This is a genomic window from Acidisphaera sp. L21, from assembly GCF_009765685.1.
In the GTDB taxonomy this organism is placed as follows: domain Bacteria; phylum Pseudomonadota; class Alphaproteobacteria; order Acetobacterales; family Acetobacteraceae; genus LMUY01.
Genome location: NZ_LMUY01000151.1, coordinates 99334 through 116652, shown reverse-complemented (window position 1 = coordinate 116652; position 17319 = coordinate 99334). Strand labels below are relative to the sequence as shown.

Sequence of the window (17319 nt, the reverse complement as noted above, 5' to 3'; positions counted from 1 at the left end):
TATGGCACGCTCCGTCTGGAAAGGCCCGTTCGTCGACGGGTACCTCCTGGGCAAGGCCGAGGCGTCACGCGCGTCGGGTCGCAACGAGATCATCAAGATCTGGTCGCGTCGCTCCACGATCCTGCCGCAGTTCGTAGGCCTCGTCTTCGGGGTCTATAACGGGCACAAATTCCTGCCCGTGCAGGTGAACGAGAACATGGTGGGTCACAAGTTCGGCGAGTTCTCGCCGACCCGGACCTTCTCCAGCCACTCGTCGGACAAGAAGGCGAAGCGGGGATGAGCAAGCCCAAGCATCCGCGTTCGCTGGCAGAGACGGAGGCTCAGGCGGTTCTGAGCAACATCCGCGTCAGCCCACGCAAACTGAACCTGGTCGCCGGCATGATCCGCAATCTGCCCGCCGGGCAGGCTGTGGCAACGTTGACCTTCAGCAAGCGCCGCATCGCCCAGCAGGTGAAGAAGACCTTGGAAAGCGCGATCGCCAATGCCGAGAACAACCATCAGCTCGATGTCGACCAGTTGGTCGTCACCCGGGCCGAGGTCGGCAAGTCGATCGTGATGAAGCGCTTCATGGCCCGCGGCCGTGGTCGCTCGTCCCGCATCGAGAAATTCTTCAGCCATCTGAAGATCGTGGTCGCCGAGCGCCAGGCGCCCGCAGCCGAGAAGGAAGCCGCATAATGGGTCACAAGGTAAACCCGATCGGTCTGCGCCTCGGCATCAACCGGACCTGGGACAGCCGTTGGTACGCCGGCAGCGATTACGCTCGGCTGCTGCATGACGACCTGAAGCTCCGCGCCCATCTACGCAAGCGCCTCGCTGGCGCCGGCGTGTCGCGTGTGGTGATCGAACGTCCGGCCAAGAAGCCCCGCGTCACGATCTACGCCGCTCGACCCGGCGTCGTCATCGGCAAGAAGGGCCAGGACATCGAGGTTCTCCGCAAGGAGTTGCAGAAGATGACCAAGGTCGAGGTCAACCTCAACCTGGTCGAAATCCGCAAGCCCGAGATCGATGCCGTGCTGGTGGCCGAGAACATTGCCCAGCAGCTTGAGCGTCGCGTGGCGTTCCGTCGTGCCATGAAGCGTGCGGTGCAATCCGCCATGCGTCTCGGCGCGCAGGGCATCCGGATCAACTGCGGCGGCCGCCTGGGCGGAGCCGAAATTGCACGGACCGAGTGGTATCGTGAGGGTCGGGTGCCGTTGCACACGCTCCGCGCCGATATCGATTTCGGCACGGCAACCGCGAAGACCACATACGGCACTTGCGGCGTGAAGGTCTGGATCTTCAAGGGCGAGATCTTGGCGAACGACCCCTCGGCGCAGGATCGCCGCGCGGCCGAGCAGGCGCCGCAGCGTTAAGGACGGACGAGCATGCTTTCCCCCAAGCGGACTAAGTTCCGCAAAGCCCATAAGGGCCGGATCCACGGGCTGGCCAAAGGCGGCACAGCCCTCAATTTCGGCGCGTTCGGCCTGAAGGCCCTTGAGCCGGAGCGTGTCACCGCCCGCCAGATCGAGGCGGCTCGCCGTGCGATCACGCGGTCGATGAAACGCGCTGGCCGCGTCTGGATCCGGATTTTCCCGGACGTGCCGGTGTCGCAGAAGCCCGCCGAGGTTCGGATGGGATCTGGTAAGGGTAGCCCGGAATTCTGGGTCGCTCGCGTCAAGCCCGGCCGCATCATGTTCGAGATCGACGGCGTGTCCAACGAGCTGGCACGGGCGTCGCTGGCGCTGGGTGCTGCGAAGCTGCCGATCAAGACCAAGTTCATCACCCGGCTTGGGGAGGGCTGAATATGGCAAAGGCGACCGACATCCGCGCGAAGTCTGCGGACGAGCTGGGCACCATGCTGCTCGACCTTCGGAAGGAGCAGTTCAACCTGCGCTTCCAGCGGGCGACCGGGCAGAATGAGGGCATCGGCCAGGTTAAGAAAGTGCGCCGCGACATCGCGCGCGTGAAGACCATCATGGCGGAGCACAAGCGCTCCGCCGCTGCGAAGTAAGGGAGTCGGACGATGCCAAGGCGCGTCCTAACCGGGCGGGTAACCAGCGACAAGATGGACAAGACCATCACGGTCCTGGTCAGCCGTCGCGTGATGCATCCGCTGTACAAGAAGTTCATTCGGCGCTCGAAGAAGTACGCCGCCCACGACGAGACCAATCTCTGCGTCGAGGGTGACACCGTGCGCATCGTCGAATGCCCGCCGATCAGCAAGCGCAAGACGTGGATCCTGCTCGAGCGTAATGGTGAGCTCGTCGGCGGCGTTCCGGCAGAAATCGCGGCCGTGGCAGGGGCGCATCACGATGCCCCCGTCCAGGTCTAGGAGCCGGTAGATGATTCAGGTTGAATCCAATCTCGACGTTGCGGACAACTCCGGGGCTCGCCGGGTGCAGTGCATCAAGGTGCTCGGCGGTTCCAAGCGTAAGACGGCTTCGGTCGGCGACGTTATCGTCGTGTCCATCAAGGAAGCAATTCCGCGTGGTAAGGTGAAGAAGGGCGACGTGCACCAGGCCGTCATCGTGCGCACGGCGTTCCCGGTGCGCCGCAACGATGGCAGCGCGATCCGCTTCGACCGCAACGCTGCGGTGCTCATCAACAAGCAGCAGGAGCCGATCGGCACCCGCATCTTTGGGCCAGTGGTGCGCGAACTGCGCGGCCGCAAGTTCATGAAGATCATCTCCCTGGCGCCGGAGGTGCTCTGATCATGGCCGCAAGGATCAAGAAGGGCGACCAGGTCGTCGTCATCACCGGCTCCGATAAGGGCCGCCGTGGTGAAGTGCTGCAGGTGATGCCGAAGGACGAGCGCGCCGTCGTGCGTGGCGTTCGCATCGTCAAGCGCCACACCAAGGCGACTGGCATGGGCGCGCCGAGCGGGATCATCGAGAAGGAAGGGCCGATCCATCTGTCCAACCTGATGCTTGTCGATCCCAAGAGCGACAAGCCGACCAAGGTTGGCTTCCGCGTGCTGGACGGTGGCCGCAAGGTTCGTGTCGCCAAGGCGACCGGCGAAGTGATCGAGAGCTGATATGAGTGAGACCAAGGACATCGCGCGGCTGCAAGCCCGCTATTACGAGACCGGTCGTGCCACCCTGCAGGAACAGTTCGGGTATAAGAATCCGATGCAGGTGCCGCGCCTGGAGAAGATCGTCATCAACATGGGCGTTGGCGAAGCCGCCGGCGATCAGAAGAAGCTCGACGCCGCCGTGGCCGAGATGATGCTGATCAGCGGCCAGAAGCCGGTGAAGACGTTGGCCAAGAAGGCGATCGCGGGCTTCAAGATCCGCGAAGGCCTGGCGATCGGCTGCAAGGTGACGCTGCGCAAGCGGCGTATGTATGAGTTTCTCGACCGGTTGGTGACCATCGCCCTGCCGCGCGTGCGTGACTTCCGGGGCATCCCGGGGAATAAGGGCTTCGACGGCAATGGCAACTTCGCCATGGGCCTGAAGGAGCAGATCATTTTCCCGGAAATCGCCTACGACAAGATCGACGCGGTGCGCGGGATGGACATCATCTTCGTGACGACGGCGAAGACGGATGCGGAGGCGAAGGCCCTGCTGAAGACCTTCGACGTGCCGTTCGCTGGCGAGACGGGTGCGCAGGCCAAGGCAGCCTAACAGGGCCTTCGGCCTAAACAGAGTTTTAGGAAAACCGCCTGGACACGGTCCGGCAGGTTCCAAGGAGTGAGTGGACGATGGCGAAAGTCTCCCAAGTCAACCGCAATGCCAAGCGTGAGCGCATGGCAGCGCGCGACAAGACGAAGCGTGCCGTGCTCAAATCGGTACTGATGGACCGCGAGGCTCCGGTGGAGGAGCGGTTCGACGCCTCGATGAAGCTGGCGCAACTGCCGCGTAATGGCGCCAAGGTTCGCGTCCGTTTGCGTTGCGAGCTGACCGGCCGCGCGCGGGCTAATTATCGCAAGTTCAAGCTGTGCCGTATCGCGCTGCGTGACCTCGCCAGTGCCGGGCAGATCCCCGGCATGGTCAAGGCGAGCTGGTAAGGGAGCGCTGCGATGTCCATGTCGGATCCGTTGGGTGATATGCTCACCCGAATTCGCAACGCGCAGCGTGCTCGTCACGCTGGCTGTGTTGCGCCCGCGTCCAAGCTGCGGGCGAATGTTCTGGATGCGCTGAAGCGGGAGGGGTTCATCCGTGGCTTCTCCGCCGAGGAGCTGCGTCCCGGCGTTGGCCAGCTGCGGATCGAGCTGAAGTACAACGAGGGCGAGCCCGTCATCAAGGAGATCACGCGCGTGTCCAAGCCGGGCCGCCGCGTCTACTCCAAGATCAAGGAGCTGCCGCGCGTGTATGCCGGGCTGGGCGTCTCCATCCTCTCCACGCCGCGTGGCGTGCTGAGCGATGCCGAGGCCCGCGCTGCCAATGTTGGCGGCGAAGTCCTGTGCCGCGTGTTCTGAGGAGGCTGGTATGTCACGGGTAGGTAAATATCCGGTCGAGATCCCGGCCGGTGTTCAGATAGCGATCGTCGACAACGTTTTGACGGCCAAGGGCAAGCTCGGCGAGCTGTCGCTCCAGCTGCGCGACAACGTGTTGGCGAAGGTGGAGGACGGCAAGTTCTCCGTCGCGCCGAACGGCCCGACGCGGGAGGCCCGCATGATGTGGGGCACCACGCGCGCGCTGGTCGCCAACATGGTCAAGGGCGTGTCCGCAGGCTACGCCAAGACGATGGAGATCCAGGGCACGGGCTTCCGCGCTGCGGTGACCGGCCCCAATCTGGTAATCAACCTCGGCTTCAGCCACGACGTGGTCTACCCGGTGCCCGAGGGCATCACGATCACGACGCCGCGCCCGACCGCTATCACGGTGACCGGCGTCGACAAGCGCCTGGTTGGCCAGGTGGCCGCTGAAATTCGCGCGTATCGCCCGCCGGAGCCCTATAAGGGCAAGGGCGTCCGCTACGAGACCGAGACGATTCGCCGTAAGGAAGGCAAGAAGAAATGAGCTCCCCACGCGATCTTCGGGAGCGTCGTCGCGAGCGGCTGCGCTACCAGCTCAAGAAGAAGTCGGCTGGGCGCCCGCGCCTGTCGGTCTTCCGTTCCGGCAAGCACATTTACGCCCAGGTCATCGACGACGCGCAGGGCCGGACCCTGGCCGCGGCCGGCAGCCTGGACAAGGATCTGCGCGAGTCGCTGCGCACCGGCGCCGACAAGGCCGCCGCTGCCGCGGTTGGCAAGCTGGTGGCCGAGCGTGCCGTGGCCGCTGGCGTCACTGCCGTGGTGTTCGACCGCGGCATGTATATGTACCATGGCCGCGTGAAAGCGCTGGCCGATGCCGCCCGCGAAGGCGGGTTGGCGTTCTAAGGGGCTAATGGCAATGGCACGGGAATCCCGGGACGGTAACCGCGGCAGTCGCGAGCGCGATCGTGACGGCGGCGACGACCTCATCGACAAGCTGGTCACGATCAACCGCGTCGCCAAAGTGGTGAAGGGTGGCCGTCGCTTTGCCTTCGCCGCGCTGGTGGTGGTAGGCGATCAGAAAGGCCGCGTTGGCTACGGCGCCGGCAAGGCGCGTGAAGTTCCGGAGGCGATCCGCAAGGCGACCGACCGGGCCAAGCGCACCATGATCCGCGTTCCGATGAAGGAAGGCCGCACGCTGCACCACGACGTGCATGGCGAGTATGGCGCCGGCATGGTCGTGCTACGGGCGGCTGAGGCCGGCACCGGCATCATCGCCGGCGGCCCGATGCGCGCTGTTTTCGAAGCGCTGGGCATCAATGACGTGGTCGCCAAGTCGCTTGGCAGCCGCAACCCGCACAACATGGTCAAGGCCACGTTCGCCGGGCTCGCCCGCTGCGCCAGCCCGCGTTCGGTCGCGGCCCGCCGCGGCAAGAAGGTGAGCGATATCCTCGGCAAGCGCGATGCGCCGGAGTCGGAGGCCGCAGCCGATGTCTGATACGATGAAGAAGCAGGTTCGGGTGGTGCAAGTCGCCTCCGGACTGGGCCGTAAGCCTGGGCAGATCGGCACGCTGATCGGGCTTGGCTTGAACAAGATTCGCAAGGTCAGCACGTTGGAAGATACCCCGGCGGTGCGCGGCATGATCCGCAAGGTGCATCACCTGGTGCGGGTGGAGGAGCTGTCGTGAAGCTCAACGAACTACGGGACAACCCCGGCTCACGCCTGAAGTTCAAGCGCGTTGGCCGCGGCATCGGGTCCGGCAAGGGCAAGACGTCCGGCAAGGGCGTCAAGGGTCAGAAGGCGCGTGAGGGCGTATCGCTGAATGGGTTCGAGGGCGGTCAGCTCCCGATCTATCGGCGTCTGCCGAAGCGCGGCTTCAAGAACATCTTCCGCACGGAATATGCGCCGATCAACCTCGGCACCATCGACAAGGCGATAGAGGCCGGCAAGCTGGACGCCGGGTCGATCGACGAGAAGTCGCTGGAGAAGGCTGGGCTGGTTCGCCTGGCACGGGTCGCCGGCGTTCGGCTGCTTGCGCGCGGCGTCATCGGTCGCGCGATCACCGTCACTGTTTCCGGTGCGTCAGCCTCCGCGAAGGCGGCGGTCGAGGCGGCGGGCGGCAAAGTGACCACGACGGTCGCCGAAAAGGCTGCGCCAGTCGCAGCATGAGGGCAGGGGCGGCGCCCCTGATCCCGGCCGGGGGCGTAAGTCCCCGGCACCCCTTATTCCAGGCTTCCGAAGGGTAGTACCCTTCGGTTGTGGCGTGGGGGCGTGTCCCCCAGAGACTTGCACGTAGAACGATCCGCACGGCACACTATATGCCGAGGGTTCTTGGGGGATAGACGTATGGCTTCGGCCGCCGAGCAGATGGCTGGCAGCATGAACCTCGGTGCCTTCAGCAAGGCCACCGAGTTGAAGAACCGGATCTGGTTCACCCTTGGTGCTCTTATTGTCTATCGCGTCGGCAGCTACGTGCCGGTGCCCGGCATCGACGGCTCCGTGATGAGCCACGCCATGACGGAGCAGGGCGGCGGCGTGCTGGGCATGTTCGACATGTTCAGCGGCGGCAATCTCAGCCGCATGACGGTCTTCGCGCTCACCATCATGCCGTATATCAGTGCCTCGATCATCGTGCAGCTGATGTCGGCGGCGATCCCCTCGCTCGAATCCCTGAAGAAGGAAGGCGAGAGCGGCCGCAAGAAGCTGAACCAATACACTCGCTACCTGACGGTGCTGATCGCGATCTTCCAGTCCTACGGGATCGCCGTCGGGTTGGAGGCATTCCACGACCGGGCAGGCCTAGGCGCGGTGCTGGACCCCGGCCTGTTCTTCCGCCTCTCCTGCGTCGTGACGCTGACCGGCGGGACGATGTTCCTGATGTGGCTCGGCGAGCAGATCACCGCCCGTGGCGTGGGCAACGGCACCAGCCTCATCATCTTCGCCGGCATCGTGGCCAATCTGCCGCACGCGCTCGTCACCCTGCTGGATCTGGGCCGCACCGGCGCGCTGTCGCCGGTGTTCATCCTCGCCTTCGTGGTGATCGCCGTCGCCGTCATCGCCTTCATCGTGTTCATGGAGCGGGCGCAGCGGCGGATCGTGGTGCAATACCCCAAACGCCAGGTCGGCCAACGCATGTTCGGCGGTGATTCGACCCACATGCCGCTGAAGGTGAACACCGCCGGCGTCATCCCGCCGATCTTCGCCTCTTCGATCCTGCTGATCCCCGCGACGATCGCCGGCTTCGGGCAGAGCAACCCCAACTCCATCCTTGGCTGGCTGTCGACGGAGTTGGCCCATGGCCAGCCGCTATACCTCGCGCTCTACGCGGGCATGATCATCTTCTTCTCGTATTTCTACACCGCCGTGGTGTTCAACCCGCAGGAGACCGCGGATAACCTGAAGAAGTACGGCGGCTTCATCCCCGGCATTCGCCCCGGCAGCAACACCGCCGACTATTTCGACCGCATCCTCACCCGGCTCACGACTATCGGCGCGCTCTACCTCTGCGTGGTCTGTCTGCTGCCGGAGGTTCTGATCGCCAACTACAACGTCCCGTTCTATTTCGGTGGCACCAGCCTGATGATCATCGTATCGGTCACCATGGACACGGTGACGCAGGTGCAGTCGCATTTGCTGGCGCACCAGTATGAGGGGCTGATCCGTAAGTCGAAGGTGCGCGGGAGGGCTCGATGAAACTCATCCTGCTCGGCCCGCCCGGCGCGGGAAAAGGCACCCAGGCGAAGCGGCTGCAGGAGCGGCATGGCGTCGCGCAGATCTCGACGGGCGACATGCTGCGTAGCGAAGTCGCAGCCGGCAGCGACGTCGGCAAGCGTGCCTCCGCGGTGATGGCGTCTGGCGCCCTCGTCTCGGACGACATCATCATCGACATGCTGGCCAACCGCGTGCGCCAGCCGGATTGTGCGAACGGCTTCATCCTCGATGGCTTCCCCCGAACCGTCGCCCAGGCCGAGGCGCTGGACCATATGTTGGCGGAGCTGAAGCTCGAACTTGATGCCGTCATCGAACTGAAGGTCGACGATGCCGCGTTAGTGGAGCGTATCGCTGGCCGGTTCACCTGCGCCAAATGCGGCACCAGCTACCACGACACCTTCAAGCCGACGGCCAAGGCTGGCGTGTGCGACGTGTGTGGTTCCACCGACTTCATCCGCCGCCCCGATGACAACCGGGAAACCGTGCGGGAGCGTCTGGACGTCTACAACCGTCAGACCAAGCCGATCCTGCCGCATTACGAGGCAACGGGCCGGCTGCACACGCTGGACGGCATGGCCTCGATGGATGAGGTTGCGGCAGCGATCGAATCGGTGCTTGCAACGCTGCCCACCGACCATGTTCACCTAGATGTGACTGAAGTTCGTTGACTCTGTATCGGGTCGCCTTATAAGCACCCTCTCCGGCGCAACGGCAACGTTTGCGCCCGCATATTATTATTGGTGGCCCAGCGCTGAGGCGAGCAGGCCGCCCCGACCACCAGCCCGGCTGCACGCTGCGATGGCGTGCAGCCCGGGTTTGACCAGGAGACGAGCGTGGCGCGTATTGCCGGTGTGAATATCCCGACTAACAAGCGGGTGACGATCAGCCTTCGCTACATTTACGGCATCGGCCCAACCAAGGCCGCCGGGATCTGCGAGAAGCTGGGAATTCCAGACGATCGCCGGGTCAATCAGCTTTCCGACGAAGAAGTGCTGAAGATCCGCGAGCTGATCGACCGTGAGTTCCGGGTCGAGGGCGACCTGCGCCGCGAAGTGGCGATGAACATCAAGCGGTTGATGGATCTGGGCTGCTATCGCGGCCTGCGCCATCGCCGTGGCCTGCCGGTGCGCGGCCAGCGCACCCACACCAACGCCCGCACCCGCAAGGGCAAGGCGGTGGCGATCGCCGGCAAGAAGAAAGTCACCAAGTAAGCATCCGGCGCCGCGCCGAACACTCGTACGAAGACAGGATCACCTCATGGCGAAAGCCCCCGCGCGTCCCCGTCGCAAGGAGCGCAAGAATATCATCTCCGGCGTGGCGCACGTGAACGCTACGTTCAACAACACCATGGTCACCATTACCGACGCCCAGGGCAACACCATCGCCTGGTCGTCCGCCGGCATGGGCGGGTTCAAGGGTAGCCGCAAGTCTACCCCGTATGCCGCCCAGGTCGCCGCCGAAGACGCGGGCCGCAAGGCGCGCGAGCACGGGATGGAGACCTTGGAGATTGAGGTGAATGGCCCGGGTTCCGGCCGTGAGAGCGCGTTGCGCGCGCTTCAGGCGGTCGGTTTCTCCATCACCCAGATCCGTGACCTGACGCCGATCCCGCATAACGGGTGTCGCCCGCGCAAGCGCCGCCGCGTCTGATTCCGGACCGCATTCGATGAAAGGCGGGCTTCGCGTCCTATGACGCGGGGCCCGAATTGACATGAGAAACGACACATCGGTTATGCAGCGCAATTGGCAGTCGCTGATCAAGCCGGAGAAGCTGGAGTTCGAGCCCGGCTCCGACCCGTCGCGCACTGCGCTGGTCGTAGCGGAGCCGCTGGAGCGCGGCTTCGGGATGACGCTGGGCAATGCTATCCGCCGCATCCTGCTGTCGTCCCTGCAGGGCGCCGCGGTGACGGCCGTCCAGATTGATGGCGTGCTGCACGAGTTCAGCAGCATCCCAGGCGTGCGTGAAGACGTCACCGACATCGTGCTGAACGTCAAGCAATTGGCGCTCCGCATGCACGGTGAAGGTCCGAAGCGCATGGTGTTGACCGCGACAGGCCCCGGTGAAGTGCGGGCCGGCCAGATCCAGGCCGGGCACGACATCGACATCATGAACCCCGACCTCGTGCTCTGCACGTTGGACGAGGGCGTGAAGCTGGGCATGGAGTTCACGGTCAACTTGGGCAAGGGCTACGAGCCCGCTAGCAGCAACCGCCCGGAAGATGCCCCGATCGGGCTGATCCCGGTCGATAGCATCTACTCGCCGGTGCGCCGCGTGTCCTACCGCGTTGAGCCGACGCGTGTTGGCAACCTCACCAACTACGACAAGCTGTTGCTGTCGGTCGAAACGAATGGCGCCGTGACGCCTGAAGACGCGGTGGCGCTCGCTGCCCGCATTCTGCAGGACCAGTTGCAGCTGTTCATCAACTTCGACGAGCCGCAGCAGTTGCGCGCCGAAGAGCACCACGACGATCTGCCCTTCAACCGCAACCTGCTCCGCAAGGTGGACGAGTTGGAGTTGTCGGTCCGTTCGGCCAACTGCCTCAAGAACGACAATATCGTTTATATTGGCGATCTGGTGCAGAAGTCGGAGCAAGAGATGCTTCGCACCCCGAACTTCGGCCGCAAGTCGCTGAACGAGATCAAGGAGGTCCTGACCAATATGGGCCTCACTCTCGGGATCACTGTCCCCGGCTGGCCGCCGGAGAACATCGAAGACCTAGCCAAACGGCTAGATGAGCCTTTTTGAGGATATAAGAAGATGCGTCACGGTGTGAGCGGCCGCAAGCTCAGCGTCACGACCAGCCATCGCTTCGCCATGTTCCGCAACATGGCCGTCGCGCTGCTGAAGCATGAACAGATCACCACCACTCTGCCGAAAGCCAAGGAGCTTCGGCCAGTGGCGGAGAAGCTGATTACCCTCGGCAAGCGTGGCGGGTTGCATGCCCGGCGCCAGGCCTACGCGCAGCTTCGCGACGAAAAGATCGTCGCCAAGCTGTTCGATTCGCTCGCGACCCGGTACAAGGCGCGGCCGGGTGGCTACACCCGCGTGCTGAAGGCTGGCATGCGCTATGGCGACGCGGCCGACATGGCCGTGATCGAACTGGTCGAGCGTGACCCGACGGCCAAGGGCAAGGATAGCGGCCCCCGTCCGGAAGCTGTCGCGGACGAGGCTGCGTAATTCGATGAGGCTGACCGGCCGCGCAGCGCTCGTCGCCGCGGCCGGATGTCTTCTGGCCGGCGGCGTTGCCATGGCTCAGACGACGGCTCCGGACCCGGCGCTCAAGGCGGGTCCACGCCAAACGACACTCACCGTCGTCGACCGGCTGGGCACCACCCAGCAGGAAGAGACGATCGCCGTCTACTTTTCGGGCGTTCTCGCCGGCACATTGCACGTGGATGCGGCGCATCCGGAGGACAGCTTCACGGTAGCGGTGCCGCTGATGCCGAAGCTGGGCTTCACCCTGTGCGGCAAGCTGGTCACGCGGGAGGCGAATGGCGGCCTTTCCACTCATCCAATCGACAATGGCGGCACGCTCGCGGGTTATGACAGCTCGATCCTGGCGGCGCTGACCTTGGGCGACGTCCTATTCACCCTGCAGGACGAAACCGGCACCGGCACGAACGATGTGCAACAGGGTCCGGCCTGCACCGCCGCCATTTCCTAATGGCCCGGCGGCCGCCCCAAGACCTGTTCGGCACGCCGGAGGACGACGCAGCCCCGTTCGCCCCCTCGCCCGACGGCCCCCTGGCCGACCGGCTGCGGCCGCAGACGCTGGCCGATGTTGTCGGGCAGGACCACCTGCTCGGCCCGGAGGGCACCATCACCCGGATGCTCGCCCGTGGTTCGCTGGCGTCGCTGATCTTTTGGGGCCCACCCGGCGTCGGCAAGACGACGATCGCCCGTCTGTTGGCGACCGCAGCCGGCCTGCATTTCGTCCAACTCTCCGCCGTCTTCTCCGGCGTTGCCGACCTGAAACGAGTGTTTGAGGAAGCCAAGCGCCGCCGCGCCACCGGCCAATCGACCCTGCTGTTCGTAGACGAGATCCACCGCTTCAACCGCGCCCAGCAGGACGGCTTCCTGCCCGTGGTGGAAGACGGCACCGTCGTGCTGGTTGGCGCGACGACCGAAAACCCCTCCTTCGCCTTGAACGGCGCATTGCTGTCGCGCTGCCAGGTGCTGGTGCTGCGCCGGCTGGATGACGACGCGCTGGAATTGCTGTTGGCCCGCGCCGAGGCCGACCATGCCCTGCCGCTGCTGCAAGACGCCCGCATGACCCTCCGCGCCATGGCCGATGGCGACGGCCGGTATCTGCTGAACATGGCGGAGCAATTGCAGGCCCTGCCGGCCGACAGCCCGGCCCTCGACCCGGCTGCTCTTTCCAGCCTGCTGGCCAAACGCGCCGCGCTGTACGACAAGGACCGGGAGGAGCATTACAACCTCATCTCCGCCCTGCATAAATCCCTGCGTGGATCGGACCCGGATGCGGCGCTGTATTGGTATGGCCGCATGATCACCGGCGGCGAGGACCCGCGCTACATCGCCCGCCGCCTGGTCCGCTTCGCCTCCGAGGATATCGGCCTGGCCGACCCCCAGGCCGTGGTGCAGGCCCTGACGGCGTGGGAGATCTACGAGCGGCTCGGCAGCCCGGAGGGCGAATTGGCGATTGCGCAGGCCGTGGTGTATTTGGGCTCAGCCCCGAAATCGAACGCGCTCTACGTCGGCCTCGGCCAAGCGATGCGCGCCGCGCAGGAAACGGGGAGCCTGGCGCCCCCCAGCCACATCCTGAACGCCCCGACCCGGCTAATGAAGGACCTCGGCTACGGCGCCGGGTACGATTACGACCACGATGCGGAAGACTCGTTCTCCGGCCAGGACTACTTCCCGCCGGGTATCGAGCGACAGAATTTCTACCGTCCCGTCGACCGTGGGTTCGAACGGGAATTGGGTAAGCGGATGGCACACTGGGCCAATTTGCGGCGCGAGCGTGTGGCGAGCGTCAAACCTGACCCTCAAGATGAAGGCTAGGTAGGACTGCCATGGGCGTGACCATCCAAACCGTTTCCGACGACGATGCCGACATCCGGCTCGACCGCTTCCTGCGCCGGCACTACCCGGCGTTGACGCAGGGCGCGTTGCAGAAGCTGTGCCGCACCGGCCAGATCCGCGTCGATGGCCGCCGGGTGGAGGCATCGGCGCGTCTGGTGCCCGGCCAGGCCGTGCGCGTCCCCCCCGGCATGCCCGCCGCCCCCGACGAGCGCCCCCCCAGCGTCACCGCCGCCGACGTGAAGGAGATGGAGCGCATGGTGCTCCATCGCGATGACCAGTTGATCGTGCTGAACAAGCCCTCCGGCCTGGCAACCCAGGGCGGCCCTGGCATTACCCGCCATCTGGACGGCATGCTGGACGCCCTGCGCGATGGCGGCGACCGCCCCCGCCTGGTGCACCGCTTGGACCGGGACACCTCTGGCGTCATCGTGCTCGCCCGCACGCCCGGCATGGCCGCCAAACTCGCGGCCTCCTTCCGCACGCGGGAGGTGGAGAAGACCTACTGGGCCGTGGTCGTCGGCAATCCGAACCCGGAATCCGGCCAGATCGACCAGCCGCTGAAGCGCGTGACCGGCCTTTTCGGCGACCGCACGGTGGCGACCGACCGCAAGGACAAGGAAGGCCAGCGCGCCTACACCAATTACCGCCTGCTGGACGCCGCCGGTCGCAAGCTATCCTGGCTGGAACTGCAACCGCTCACCGGCCGCACGCACCAGCTCCGCGTGCACTGCGTCAGCCTCGGCACCGTCATCGTCGGCGACGAGAAATACTCGGAACCGCGGGACAACGGCAGCGGCGGCAGCTTCGTGGAGGGATTGGCCGACCGGCTGCATCTGCACGCCCGCTCGATCCTGCTGCCGCACCCGGCGGGCGGCACGTTGGAGGTCGCGGCGGACCTGCCGCCCCACATGCGCGACAGCTTCAACACCCTGGGATTCCAAGCCCCGTCCGCCCCGGCGGTGACGCGGCTGCTGCGCGATCCTAGATAGGGGCGGTTACGCCAGGGAGCGCGCATGAAGAAGGGCTGGGTTGTGGCGATCGCGGCGGTGCCCGTTGTGGTGATCGCAGCCGTGGCGGGCGTCGCATTGTCCTTCGACCCCAACGGGCAGAAGGACCGCATCGTCGAAGCCGTCCGCCGCGCCACCGGCCGGGACCTGACCTTGGCCGGCCCCGTGCGGCTCGGCTGGTCGCTCACCCCCACGCTGGAGGCGGAGGACGTGTCCTTCGCCAATATGCCGAGTGGCTCCCGCCCCGCGATGGCGACGGCGGGCCGGGTCGAGTTCCAGGTGAAGCTGCTGCCGCTCCTGTCGCACCGGGTAGAACTGGCCCAGGTAACGCTGGTGCGGCCCGATATCCTGATCGAGACGGATGCGAATGGCCGCGGCAATTGGCAGTTCGAACGCGCGGCCCCGGCGCCCAGCGCCACCCAATCGCCATCCACGCCGGGCACGCGGACGCAGACGATATTGGACCGGCTGGTCGTGGATGCCGGCCGGGTCACTTGGCATGACGGCGTCACTGGCCGGACGATCGTCGCCGATCTACCCAGCGCCACCCTGCAGGGCGGCGACGGCCCGGTGCACCTGGTGGCCCAGGCGCAATCATCCGGAACGGCGGTCACGCTGGATGCGACGCTCGGCACCATCCCGCAATTGACCGGGGCAGTCGCCGGTCCATGGCCGGTGAAGCTCGTGGCCGCGATCGGCAACGCAACGCTCGCCGTAACGGGCACGGCCGACCCCGTCGCCCGCACGCTGTCTGGCCGGGTGGAGGGCGCGGTCCCAGACCTGGCGCAACTGGGCGGGTTGCTGCAGCGCCAGGATTGGCCAGCGCTGCACGATATCCAGTTTGCTGCCACGCTGCCCGCAGCCGGCGGGTTGCCGCAGGATGTGTCGCTGCATCTGGGCGCGTCCGATCTGGGCCGATACATGCCGGGCGCCACGCTGGGCCATCTGTCGCTCACCTGGCCCGCCGGCCAGCCCGCGCGGTTGGATGCGGATGGCAGCATGGCCGGCGCGCCCTGGAAGATCGGCAGCGGCCTGGTCCCGGCCGGCACGACCGGCGCTGGGCTGCGCGGGCTCAGCGTGTCGTCGGCGTTCGGTGATGCAGCAGGCGATTTGGCCGTCCTGTCCGCCCCGCGGCCTGCCTTGCGCGGAACATTGGTGTCCAACCGGCTCGACCTCGATGCGATCCGCACGGTCTTCGCACGCCCCGCGCCCGCAGCGGCACCAGCGCCAACCGCCCCCGCGCCGAACGCCCCGCCCGCTGCGCTCGCGCCAGCCCGGGTGTTCTCCGACACGCCGCTGCCATGGGCCCGTTTGAACGCGGCAGATGCGGATTTGCAGCTCTCCATCGCCACGCTGCGGCTGGGTGGCGCGGAGTACCACAACGCCACCGGCCATATCGTGCTGCAGAACGGCGCCTTGCGGGTCGATCCGGCCTCGGTCCAAGCGCCGGAGGGGCGGGTCGATTTCTCCGCCAGCGCCGACGCCAATGCCCCGGCGCCGCCCGTGGCACTCGCTCTACGCTCCGCCGCCTTCGCGCTGGATCCGCTGATGCAGGCATTCGGCCTCCCCACCGGATCGGACGCCACGGCGGAGTTGGATGTCGCCTTGCACGCCACCGGCGCCACGCCGCACGCGCTGGCGGCGACTCTGGACGGGCATGTCGGGATCGCTCTGGTCGATGGCGATGTATCGAACGCCGCCCTATCGGCTGCCCTGGGCGACATCATGCGTATGGCCGGCGCCAGGCTCGACACGAACGGTCGCAGCCACGTGCGCTGCCTTGCGATCCAGGCGGATGCAAGGGCTGGGCAAATCAGCTTGCCCGCGTTGAAGCTCGACACGTCGCGCCTGCTGTTGGAGGGTGGGGGCACGGTGAACCTGTCCGACGAGACGATGGCGCTGCGTCTACGCCCCCTGCTGCGGCTGGGCGGGGCAGGCGTGTCCGCGCCCGTGCGGCTGGACGGGTCCATACGCCACCCCACCGCGGCGCTAGACGCCGCCAACGGCACGGGCCGCGTTGGCGTGGTGATCGGCGGCCTGGCCGGCTCGGCGGAGAACTGCACCGCCGAGCTCACCGCCGCCCGCGACGGCCGCGCCGGCCCACTGCCGGCCGAGGCCGCCGCCGGTAAGCCGCCCAAGCCCGCCGATCTGCTGCGGAGCCTGCTGCGATGAAGCGCGTCTGGACCGAGGCACGCGCAATCGCCTCGCCCGAAGGCTGGGGCGTACAACTGGATGGCAAACCGCTGCGCCTTCCGGACGGCCCGGCGTTACTGGTGCCGCAACATGGATTGGCCGAGGCCGTCGCGGCCGAGTGGCAAGCGGCCGGGCAAGCCACCGGCGTGATGGACTACACCGACGTACCGCTGACCCGGCTTGCCGGCACCGCCCAGCTTCGCATCGTGCCAGACACCAGCGCCGTCGTGACGGCCATCGCGGCCTATGGCGAAACCGATCTCATCTGTTACTGGGCCGACACCCCGCCCGCGCTCGTCGAACGGCAGGAAACCGCGTGGCGCCCCTGGCTCGACTGGTCGCGTCGTGAAGTAGGGGCAGTGCTCACCGTCACCACGGGCATCATCCACGTGAAGCAACACCCGGCGGCCCTCGCAGCGCTGCGCCGCGCCGTTGCGGCGGAAAGCGGCTGGGTGCTCGCCGGCCTGGGCATCGCCGTGCCGGCCTTGGGCAGCCTCGTGCTCGGTTTGGCCCTGGCCCGCGGGGAGATCACGCCCGCAAACGCCCACGTCACCGCCCGCGTGGATGAACTGTTCCAGATCGAGCAATGGGGCACCGACGATGCGGCGGAGCTTCGGCAGGGCCAGGTCGCCACCGATATTGCCGATGCCGCGCGCTTCATGGAGTTGGTGCGATGAGGGCCAAGCGGGTGGTCATTGCCGGCCGGGTGCAGGGCGTCGGCTACCGCGACTGGATGGTGGTGCAGGCCCGTTCCCTCGGCGTCGTCGGCTGGGTCCGCAACCGTGCCGACGGCGCGGTGGAGGCGCTGGTCTACGGCGAATTGGACGCGGTGGAGGAATTGCTGCGCGCCTGCCGCCGCGGCCCCCGCATGGCCTCCGTCACCAAGATCGAGGAAGACTGGGCCGAACCGCCCATCGAACCCGGCTTCATCCGCCGGGCATGAAAAAGGCCCCGGAGCCTGCGCCCCGGA

At 66.2% G+C, this 17319-nt stretch carries 28 protein-coding genes; all 28 read left to right on the top strand.

Going from position 1 to position 17319, the window contains the following annotated elements; all coding sequences use genetic code 11:
- The first annotated feature begins 1 nt into the window (after position 1).
- The 28 genes from rpsS to GSQ76_RS28885 all read left to right on the top strand — a co-directional run bounded on the left by rpsS (position 2) and on the right by GSQ76_RS28885 (position 17292).
- Complete coding sequence (gene rpsS / locus GSQ76_RS29020; protein ID WP_158747556.1) at positions 2-280, top strand: 30S ribosomal protein S19; 279 nt, start codon at positions 2-4, stop codon at positions 278-280.
- The gene (rplV, locus tag GSQ76_RS29015) at positions 277-675 is read left to right on the top strand and encodes a 50S ribosomal protein L22 (RefSeq protein WP_158747555.1); all 399 of its coding nucleotides are present in this window, start codon (positions 277-279) and stop codon (positions 673-675) included. Before rpsS ends, rplV begins: the two co-directional genes overlap by 4 nt.
- Positions 675-1352: a 30S ribosomal protein S3 gene (rpsC, locus tag GSQ76_RS29010; protein WP_158747554.1), complete on the top strand. Its 678-nt coding sequence runs from the start codon at positions 675-677 to the stop codon at positions 1350-1352. Before rplV ends, rpsC begins: the two co-directional genes overlap by 1 nt.
- A 12-nt stretch (positions 1353-1364) precedes the next feature.
- On the top strand, positions 1365-1781 hold the full coding sequence (gene rplP, locus GSQ76_RS29005; RefSeq protein ID WP_158747553.1) for a 50S ribosomal protein L16: 417 nt from the start codon (positions 1365-1367) through the stop codon (positions 1779-1781).
- Positions 1782-1783: 2 nt separating this feature from the next.
- Positions 1784-1990 (top strand): 50S ribosomal protein L29, encoded by a 207-nt coding sequence (gene rpmC / locus GSQ76_RS29000; RefSeq protein ID WP_158747552.1) that lies wholly within the window; start codon positions 1784-1786, stop codon positions 1988-1990.
- A 12-nt stretch (positions 1991-2002) separates the two neighbouring features.
- Entirely contained in the window at positions 2003-2311 is a 309-nt protein-coding gene (gene rpsQ / locus GSQ76_RS28995; RefSeq protein ID WP_158747551.1) for a 30S ribosomal protein S17, read from the top strand.
- Positions 2312-2321: 10 nt separating this feature from the next.
- The gene (gene rplN / locus GSQ76_RS28990) at positions 2322-2690 is read left to right on the top strand and encodes a 50S ribosomal protein L14 (RefSeq protein WP_158747550.1); all 369 of its coding nucleotides are present in this window, start codon (positions 2322-2324) and stop codon (positions 2688-2690) included.
- Between the two features lie 2 nt (positions 2691-2692).
- A complete protein-coding gene (gene rplX, locus GSQ76_RS28985; RefSeq protein WP_158747549.1) occupies positions 2693-3013 on the top strand; it encodes a 50S ribosomal protein L24 in 321 nt (106 codons plus the stop codon).
- A gap of 1 nt (position 3014) precedes the next feature.
- Positions 3015-3602, top strand: coding sequence for a 50S ribosomal protein L5 (rplE, locus tag GSQ76_RS28980; RefSeq protein ID WP_158747548.1), 588 nt, complete (start codon positions 3015-3017; stop codon positions 3600-3602).
- 77 nt (positions 3603-3679) lie between these two features.
- Positions 3680-3985, top strand: a complete 306-nt coding sequence (gene rpsN, locus GSQ76_RS28975; RefSeq protein ID WP_158747547.1) for a 30S ribosomal protein S14 — start codon at positions 3680-3682, stop codon at positions 3983-3985.
- A 12-nt stretch (positions 3986-3997) separates the two neighbouring features.
- Positions 3998-4396, top strand: coding sequence for a 30S ribosomal protein S8 (gene rpsH / locus GSQ76_RS28970; RefSeq protein WP_158747546.1), 399 nt, complete (start codon positions 3998-4000; stop codon positions 4394-4396).
- A gap of 10 nt (positions 4397-4406) precedes the next feature.
- The gene (gene rplF / locus GSQ76_RS28965; RefSeq protein ID WP_158747658.1) at positions 4407-4940 is read left to right on the top strand and encodes a 50S ribosomal protein L6; all 534 of its coding nucleotides are present in this window, start codon (positions 4407-4409) and stop codon (positions 4938-4940) included.
- Complete coding sequence (rplR, locus tag GSQ76_RS28960; protein ID WP_158747545.1) at positions 4937-5299, top strand: 50S ribosomal protein L18; 363 nt, start codon at positions 4937-4939, stop codon at positions 5297-5299. The genes rplF and rplR overlap by 4 nt, the downstream gene beginning before the upstream one ends.
- Before the next feature lie 13 nt (positions 5300-5312).
- The gene (rpsE, locus tag GSQ76_RS28955; RefSeq protein ID WP_158747544.1) at positions 5313-5891 is read left to right on the top strand and encodes a 30S ribosomal protein S5; all 579 of its coding nucleotides are present in this window, start codon (positions 5313-5315) and stop codon (positions 5889-5891) included.
- Entirely contained in the window at positions 5884-6081 is a 198-nt protein-coding gene (gene rpmD / locus GSQ76_RS28950; RefSeq protein WP_158747543.1) for a 50S ribosomal protein L30, read from the top strand. Before rpsE ends, rpmD begins: the two co-directional genes overlap by 8 nt.
- The gene (rplO, locus tag GSQ76_RS28945; protein WP_158747542.1) at positions 6078-6563 is read left to right on the top strand and encodes a 50S ribosomal protein L15; all 486 of its coding nucleotides are present in this window, start codon (positions 6078-6080) and stop codon (positions 6561-6563) included. Before rpmD ends, rplO begins: the two co-directional genes overlap by 4 nt.
- A 177-nt stretch (positions 6564-6740) precedes the next feature.
- Positions 6741-8087 (top strand): preprotein translocase subunit SecY, encoded by a 1347-nt coding sequence (secY, locus tag GSQ76_RS28940; RefSeq protein WP_158747541.1) that lies wholly within the window; start codon positions 6741-6743, stop codon positions 8085-8087.
- Positions 8084-8773: an adenylate kinase gene (locus tag GSQ76_RS28935; protein WP_158747540.1), complete on the top strand. Its 690-nt coding sequence runs from the start codon at positions 8084-8086 to the stop codon at positions 8771-8773. The genes secY and GSQ76_RS28935 overlap by 4 nt, the downstream gene beginning before the upstream one ends.
- A gap of 165 nt (positions 8774-8938) precedes the next feature.
- A complete protein-coding gene (gene rpsM / locus GSQ76_RS28930) occupies positions 8939-9316 on the top strand; it encodes a 30S ribosomal protein S13 (RefSeq protein ID WP_158747539.1) in 378 nt (125 codons plus the stop codon).
- A 46-nt stretch (positions 9317-9362) separates the two neighbouring features.
- The gene (rpsK, locus tag GSQ76_RS28925; RefSeq protein ID WP_158747538.1) at positions 9363-9752 is read left to right on the top strand and encodes a 30S ribosomal protein S11; all 390 of its coding nucleotides are present in this window, start codon (positions 9363-9365) and stop codon (positions 9750-9752) included.
- Positions 9753-9813: 61 nt separating this feature from the next.
- Entirely contained in the window at positions 9814-10848 is a 1035-nt protein-coding gene (locus GSQ76_RS28920; protein WP_158747537.1) for a DNA-directed RNA polymerase subunit alpha, read from the top strand.
- Positions 10849-10860: 12 nt separating this feature from the next.
- Entirely contained in the window at positions 10861-11280 is a 420-nt protein-coding gene (gene rplQ, locus GSQ76_RS28915) for a 50S ribosomal protein L17 (protein ID WP_158747536.1), read from the top strand.
- A 4-nt stretch (positions 11281-11284) separates the two neighbouring features.
- Complete coding sequence (locus tag GSQ76_RS28910) at positions 11285-11767, top strand: hypothetical protein (protein ID WP_158747535.1); 483 nt, start codon at positions 11285-11287, stop codon at positions 11765-11767.
- Positions 11767-13128, top strand: coding sequence for a replication-associated recombination protein A (locus tag GSQ76_RS28905; RefSeq protein WP_158747534.1), 1362 nt, complete (start codon positions 11767-11769; stop codon positions 13126-13128). The genes GSQ76_RS28910 and GSQ76_RS28905 overlap by 1 nt, the downstream gene beginning before the upstream one ends.
- An 11-nt stretch (positions 13129-13139) precedes the next feature.
- Positions 13140-14138, top strand: a complete 999-nt coding sequence (locus GSQ76_RS28900) for an RluA family pseudouridine synthase (protein ID WP_158747533.1) — start codon at positions 13140-13142, stop codon at positions 14136-14138.
- Positions 14139-14162: 24 nt separating this feature from the next.
- Positions 14163-16328, top strand: coding sequence for an AsmA family protein (locus GSQ76_RS28895; RefSeq protein ID WP_158747532.1), 2166 nt, complete (start codon positions 14163-14165; stop codon positions 16326-16328).
- A complete protein-coding gene (locus GSQ76_RS28890; protein WP_158747531.1) occupies positions 16325-17026 on the top strand; it encodes an ATP12 family chaperone protein in 702 nt (233 codons plus the stop codon). The genes GSQ76_RS28895 and GSQ76_RS28890 overlap by 4 nt, the downstream gene beginning before the upstream one ends.
- A complete protein-coding gene (locus GSQ76_RS28885) occupies positions 17023-17292 on the top strand; it encodes an acylphosphatase (protein ID WP_158747530.1) in 270 nt (89 codons plus the stop codon). The genes GSQ76_RS28890 and GSQ76_RS28885 overlap by 4 nt, the downstream gene beginning before the upstream one ends.
- Positions 17293-17319 lie beyond the last annotated feature (27 nt).

Excerpts from the sequence above, each read along its gene's own strand:
- rpmC (WP_158747552.1), top strand. The coding sequence starts at position 1,784 with ATGGCAAAGGCGACCGACATCCGCGCGAAGTCTGCGGACGAGCTGGGC.
- GSQ76_RS28890 (WP_158747531.1), top strand. The coding sequence starts at position 16,325 with ATGAAGCGCGTCTGGACCGAGGCACGCGCAATCGCCTCGCCCGAAGGC.
- rplE (WP_158747548.1), top strand. The coding sequence starts at position 3,015 with ATGAGTGAGACCAAGGACATCGCGCGGCTGCAAGCCCGCTATTACGAG.
- GSQ76_RS28920 (WP_158747537.1), top strand. The coding sequence starts at position 9,814 with ATGAGAAACGACACATCGGTTATGCAGCGCAATTGGCAGTCGCTGATC.
- rpsQ (WP_158747551.1), top strand. The coding sequence starts at position 2,003 with ATGCCAAGGCGCGTCCTAACCGGGCGGGTAACCAGCGACAAGATGGAC.
- GSQ76_RS28935 (WP_158747540.1), top strand. The coding sequence starts at position 8,084 with ATGAAACTCATCCTGCTCGGCCCGCCCGGCGCGGGAAAAGGCACCCAG.
- GSQ76_RS28905 (WP_158747534.1), top strand. The coding sequence starts at position 11,767 with ATGGCCCGGCGGCCGCCCCAAGACCTGTTCGGCACGCCGGAGGACGAC.
- rplF (WP_158747658.1), top strand. The coding sequence starts at position 4,407 with ATGTCACGGGTAGGTAAATATCCGGTCGAGATCCCGGCCGGTGTTCAG.
- GSQ76_RS28910 (WP_158747535.1), top strand. The coding sequence starts at position 11,285 with ATGAGGCTGACCGGCCGCGCAGCGCTCGTCGCCGCGGCCGGATGTCTT.
- rpsE (WP_158747544.1), top strand. The coding sequence starts at position 5,313 with ATGGCACGGGAATCCCGGGACGGTAACCGCGGCAGTCGCGAGCGCGAT.
- rpsK (WP_158747538.1), top strand. The coding sequence starts at position 9,363 with ATGGCGAAAGCCCCCGCGCGTCCCCGTCGCAAGGAGCGCAAGAATATC.
- rplN (WP_158747550.1), top strand. The coding sequence starts at position 2,322 with ATGATTCAGGTTGAATCCAATCTCGACGTTGCGGACAACTCCGGGGCT.
- rplX (WP_158747549.1), top strand. The coding sequence starts at position 2,693 with ATGGCCGCAAGGATCAAGAAGGGCGACCAGGTCGTCGTCATCACCGGC.
- GSQ76_RS28895 (WP_158747532.1), top strand. The coding sequence starts at position 14,163 with ATGAAGAAGGGCTGGGTTGTGGCGATCGCGGCGGTGCCCGTTGTGGTG.
- rpmD (WP_158747543.1), top strand. The coding sequence starts at position 5,884 with ATGTCTGATACGATGAAGAAGCAGGTTCGGGTGGTGCAAGTCGCCTCC.
- rpsH (WP_158747546.1), top strand. The coding sequence starts at position 3,998 with ATGTCCATGTCGGATCCGTTGGGTGATATGCTCACCCGAATTCGCAAC.
- GSQ76_RS28900 (WP_158747533.1), top strand. The coding sequence starts at position 13,140 with ATGGGCGTGACCATCCAAACCGTTTCCGACGACGATGCCGACATCCGG.
- rpsC (WP_158747554.1), top strand. The coding sequence starts at position 675 with ATGGGTCACAAGGTAAACCCGATCGGTCTGCGCCTCGGCATCAACCGG.
- rplP (WP_158747553.1), top strand. The coding sequence starts at position 1,365 with ATGCTTTCCCCCAAGCGGACTAAGTTCCGCAAAGCCCATAAGGGCCGG.
- rpsN (WP_158747547.1), top strand. The coding sequence starts at position 3,680 with ATGGCGAAAGTCTCCCAAGTCAACCGCAATGCCAAGCGTGAGCGCATG.
- GSQ76_RS28885 (WP_158747530.1), top strand. The coding sequence starts at position 17,023 with ATGAGGGCCAAGCGGGTGGTCATTGCCGGCCGGGTGCAGGGCGTCGGC.
- rplR (WP_158747545.1), top strand. The coding sequence starts at position 4,937 with ATGAGCTCCCCACGCGATCTTCGGGAGCGTCGTCGCGAGCGGCTGCGC.
- rplQ (WP_158747536.1), top strand. The coding sequence starts at position 10,861 with ATGCGTCACGGTGTGAGCGGCCGCAAGCTCAGCGTCACGACCAGCCAT.
- rplV (WP_158747555.1), top strand. The coding sequence starts at position 277 with ATGAGCAAGCCCAAGCATCCGCGTTCGCTGGCAGAGACGGAGGCTCAG.
- rpsS (WP_158747556.1), top strand. The coding sequence starts at position 2 with ATGGCACGCTCCGTCTGGAAAGGCCCGTTCGTCGACGGGTACCTCCTG.
- secY (WP_158747541.1), top strand. The coding sequence starts at position 6,741 with ATGGCTTCGGCCGCCGAGCAGATGGCTGGCAGCATGAACCTCGGTGCC.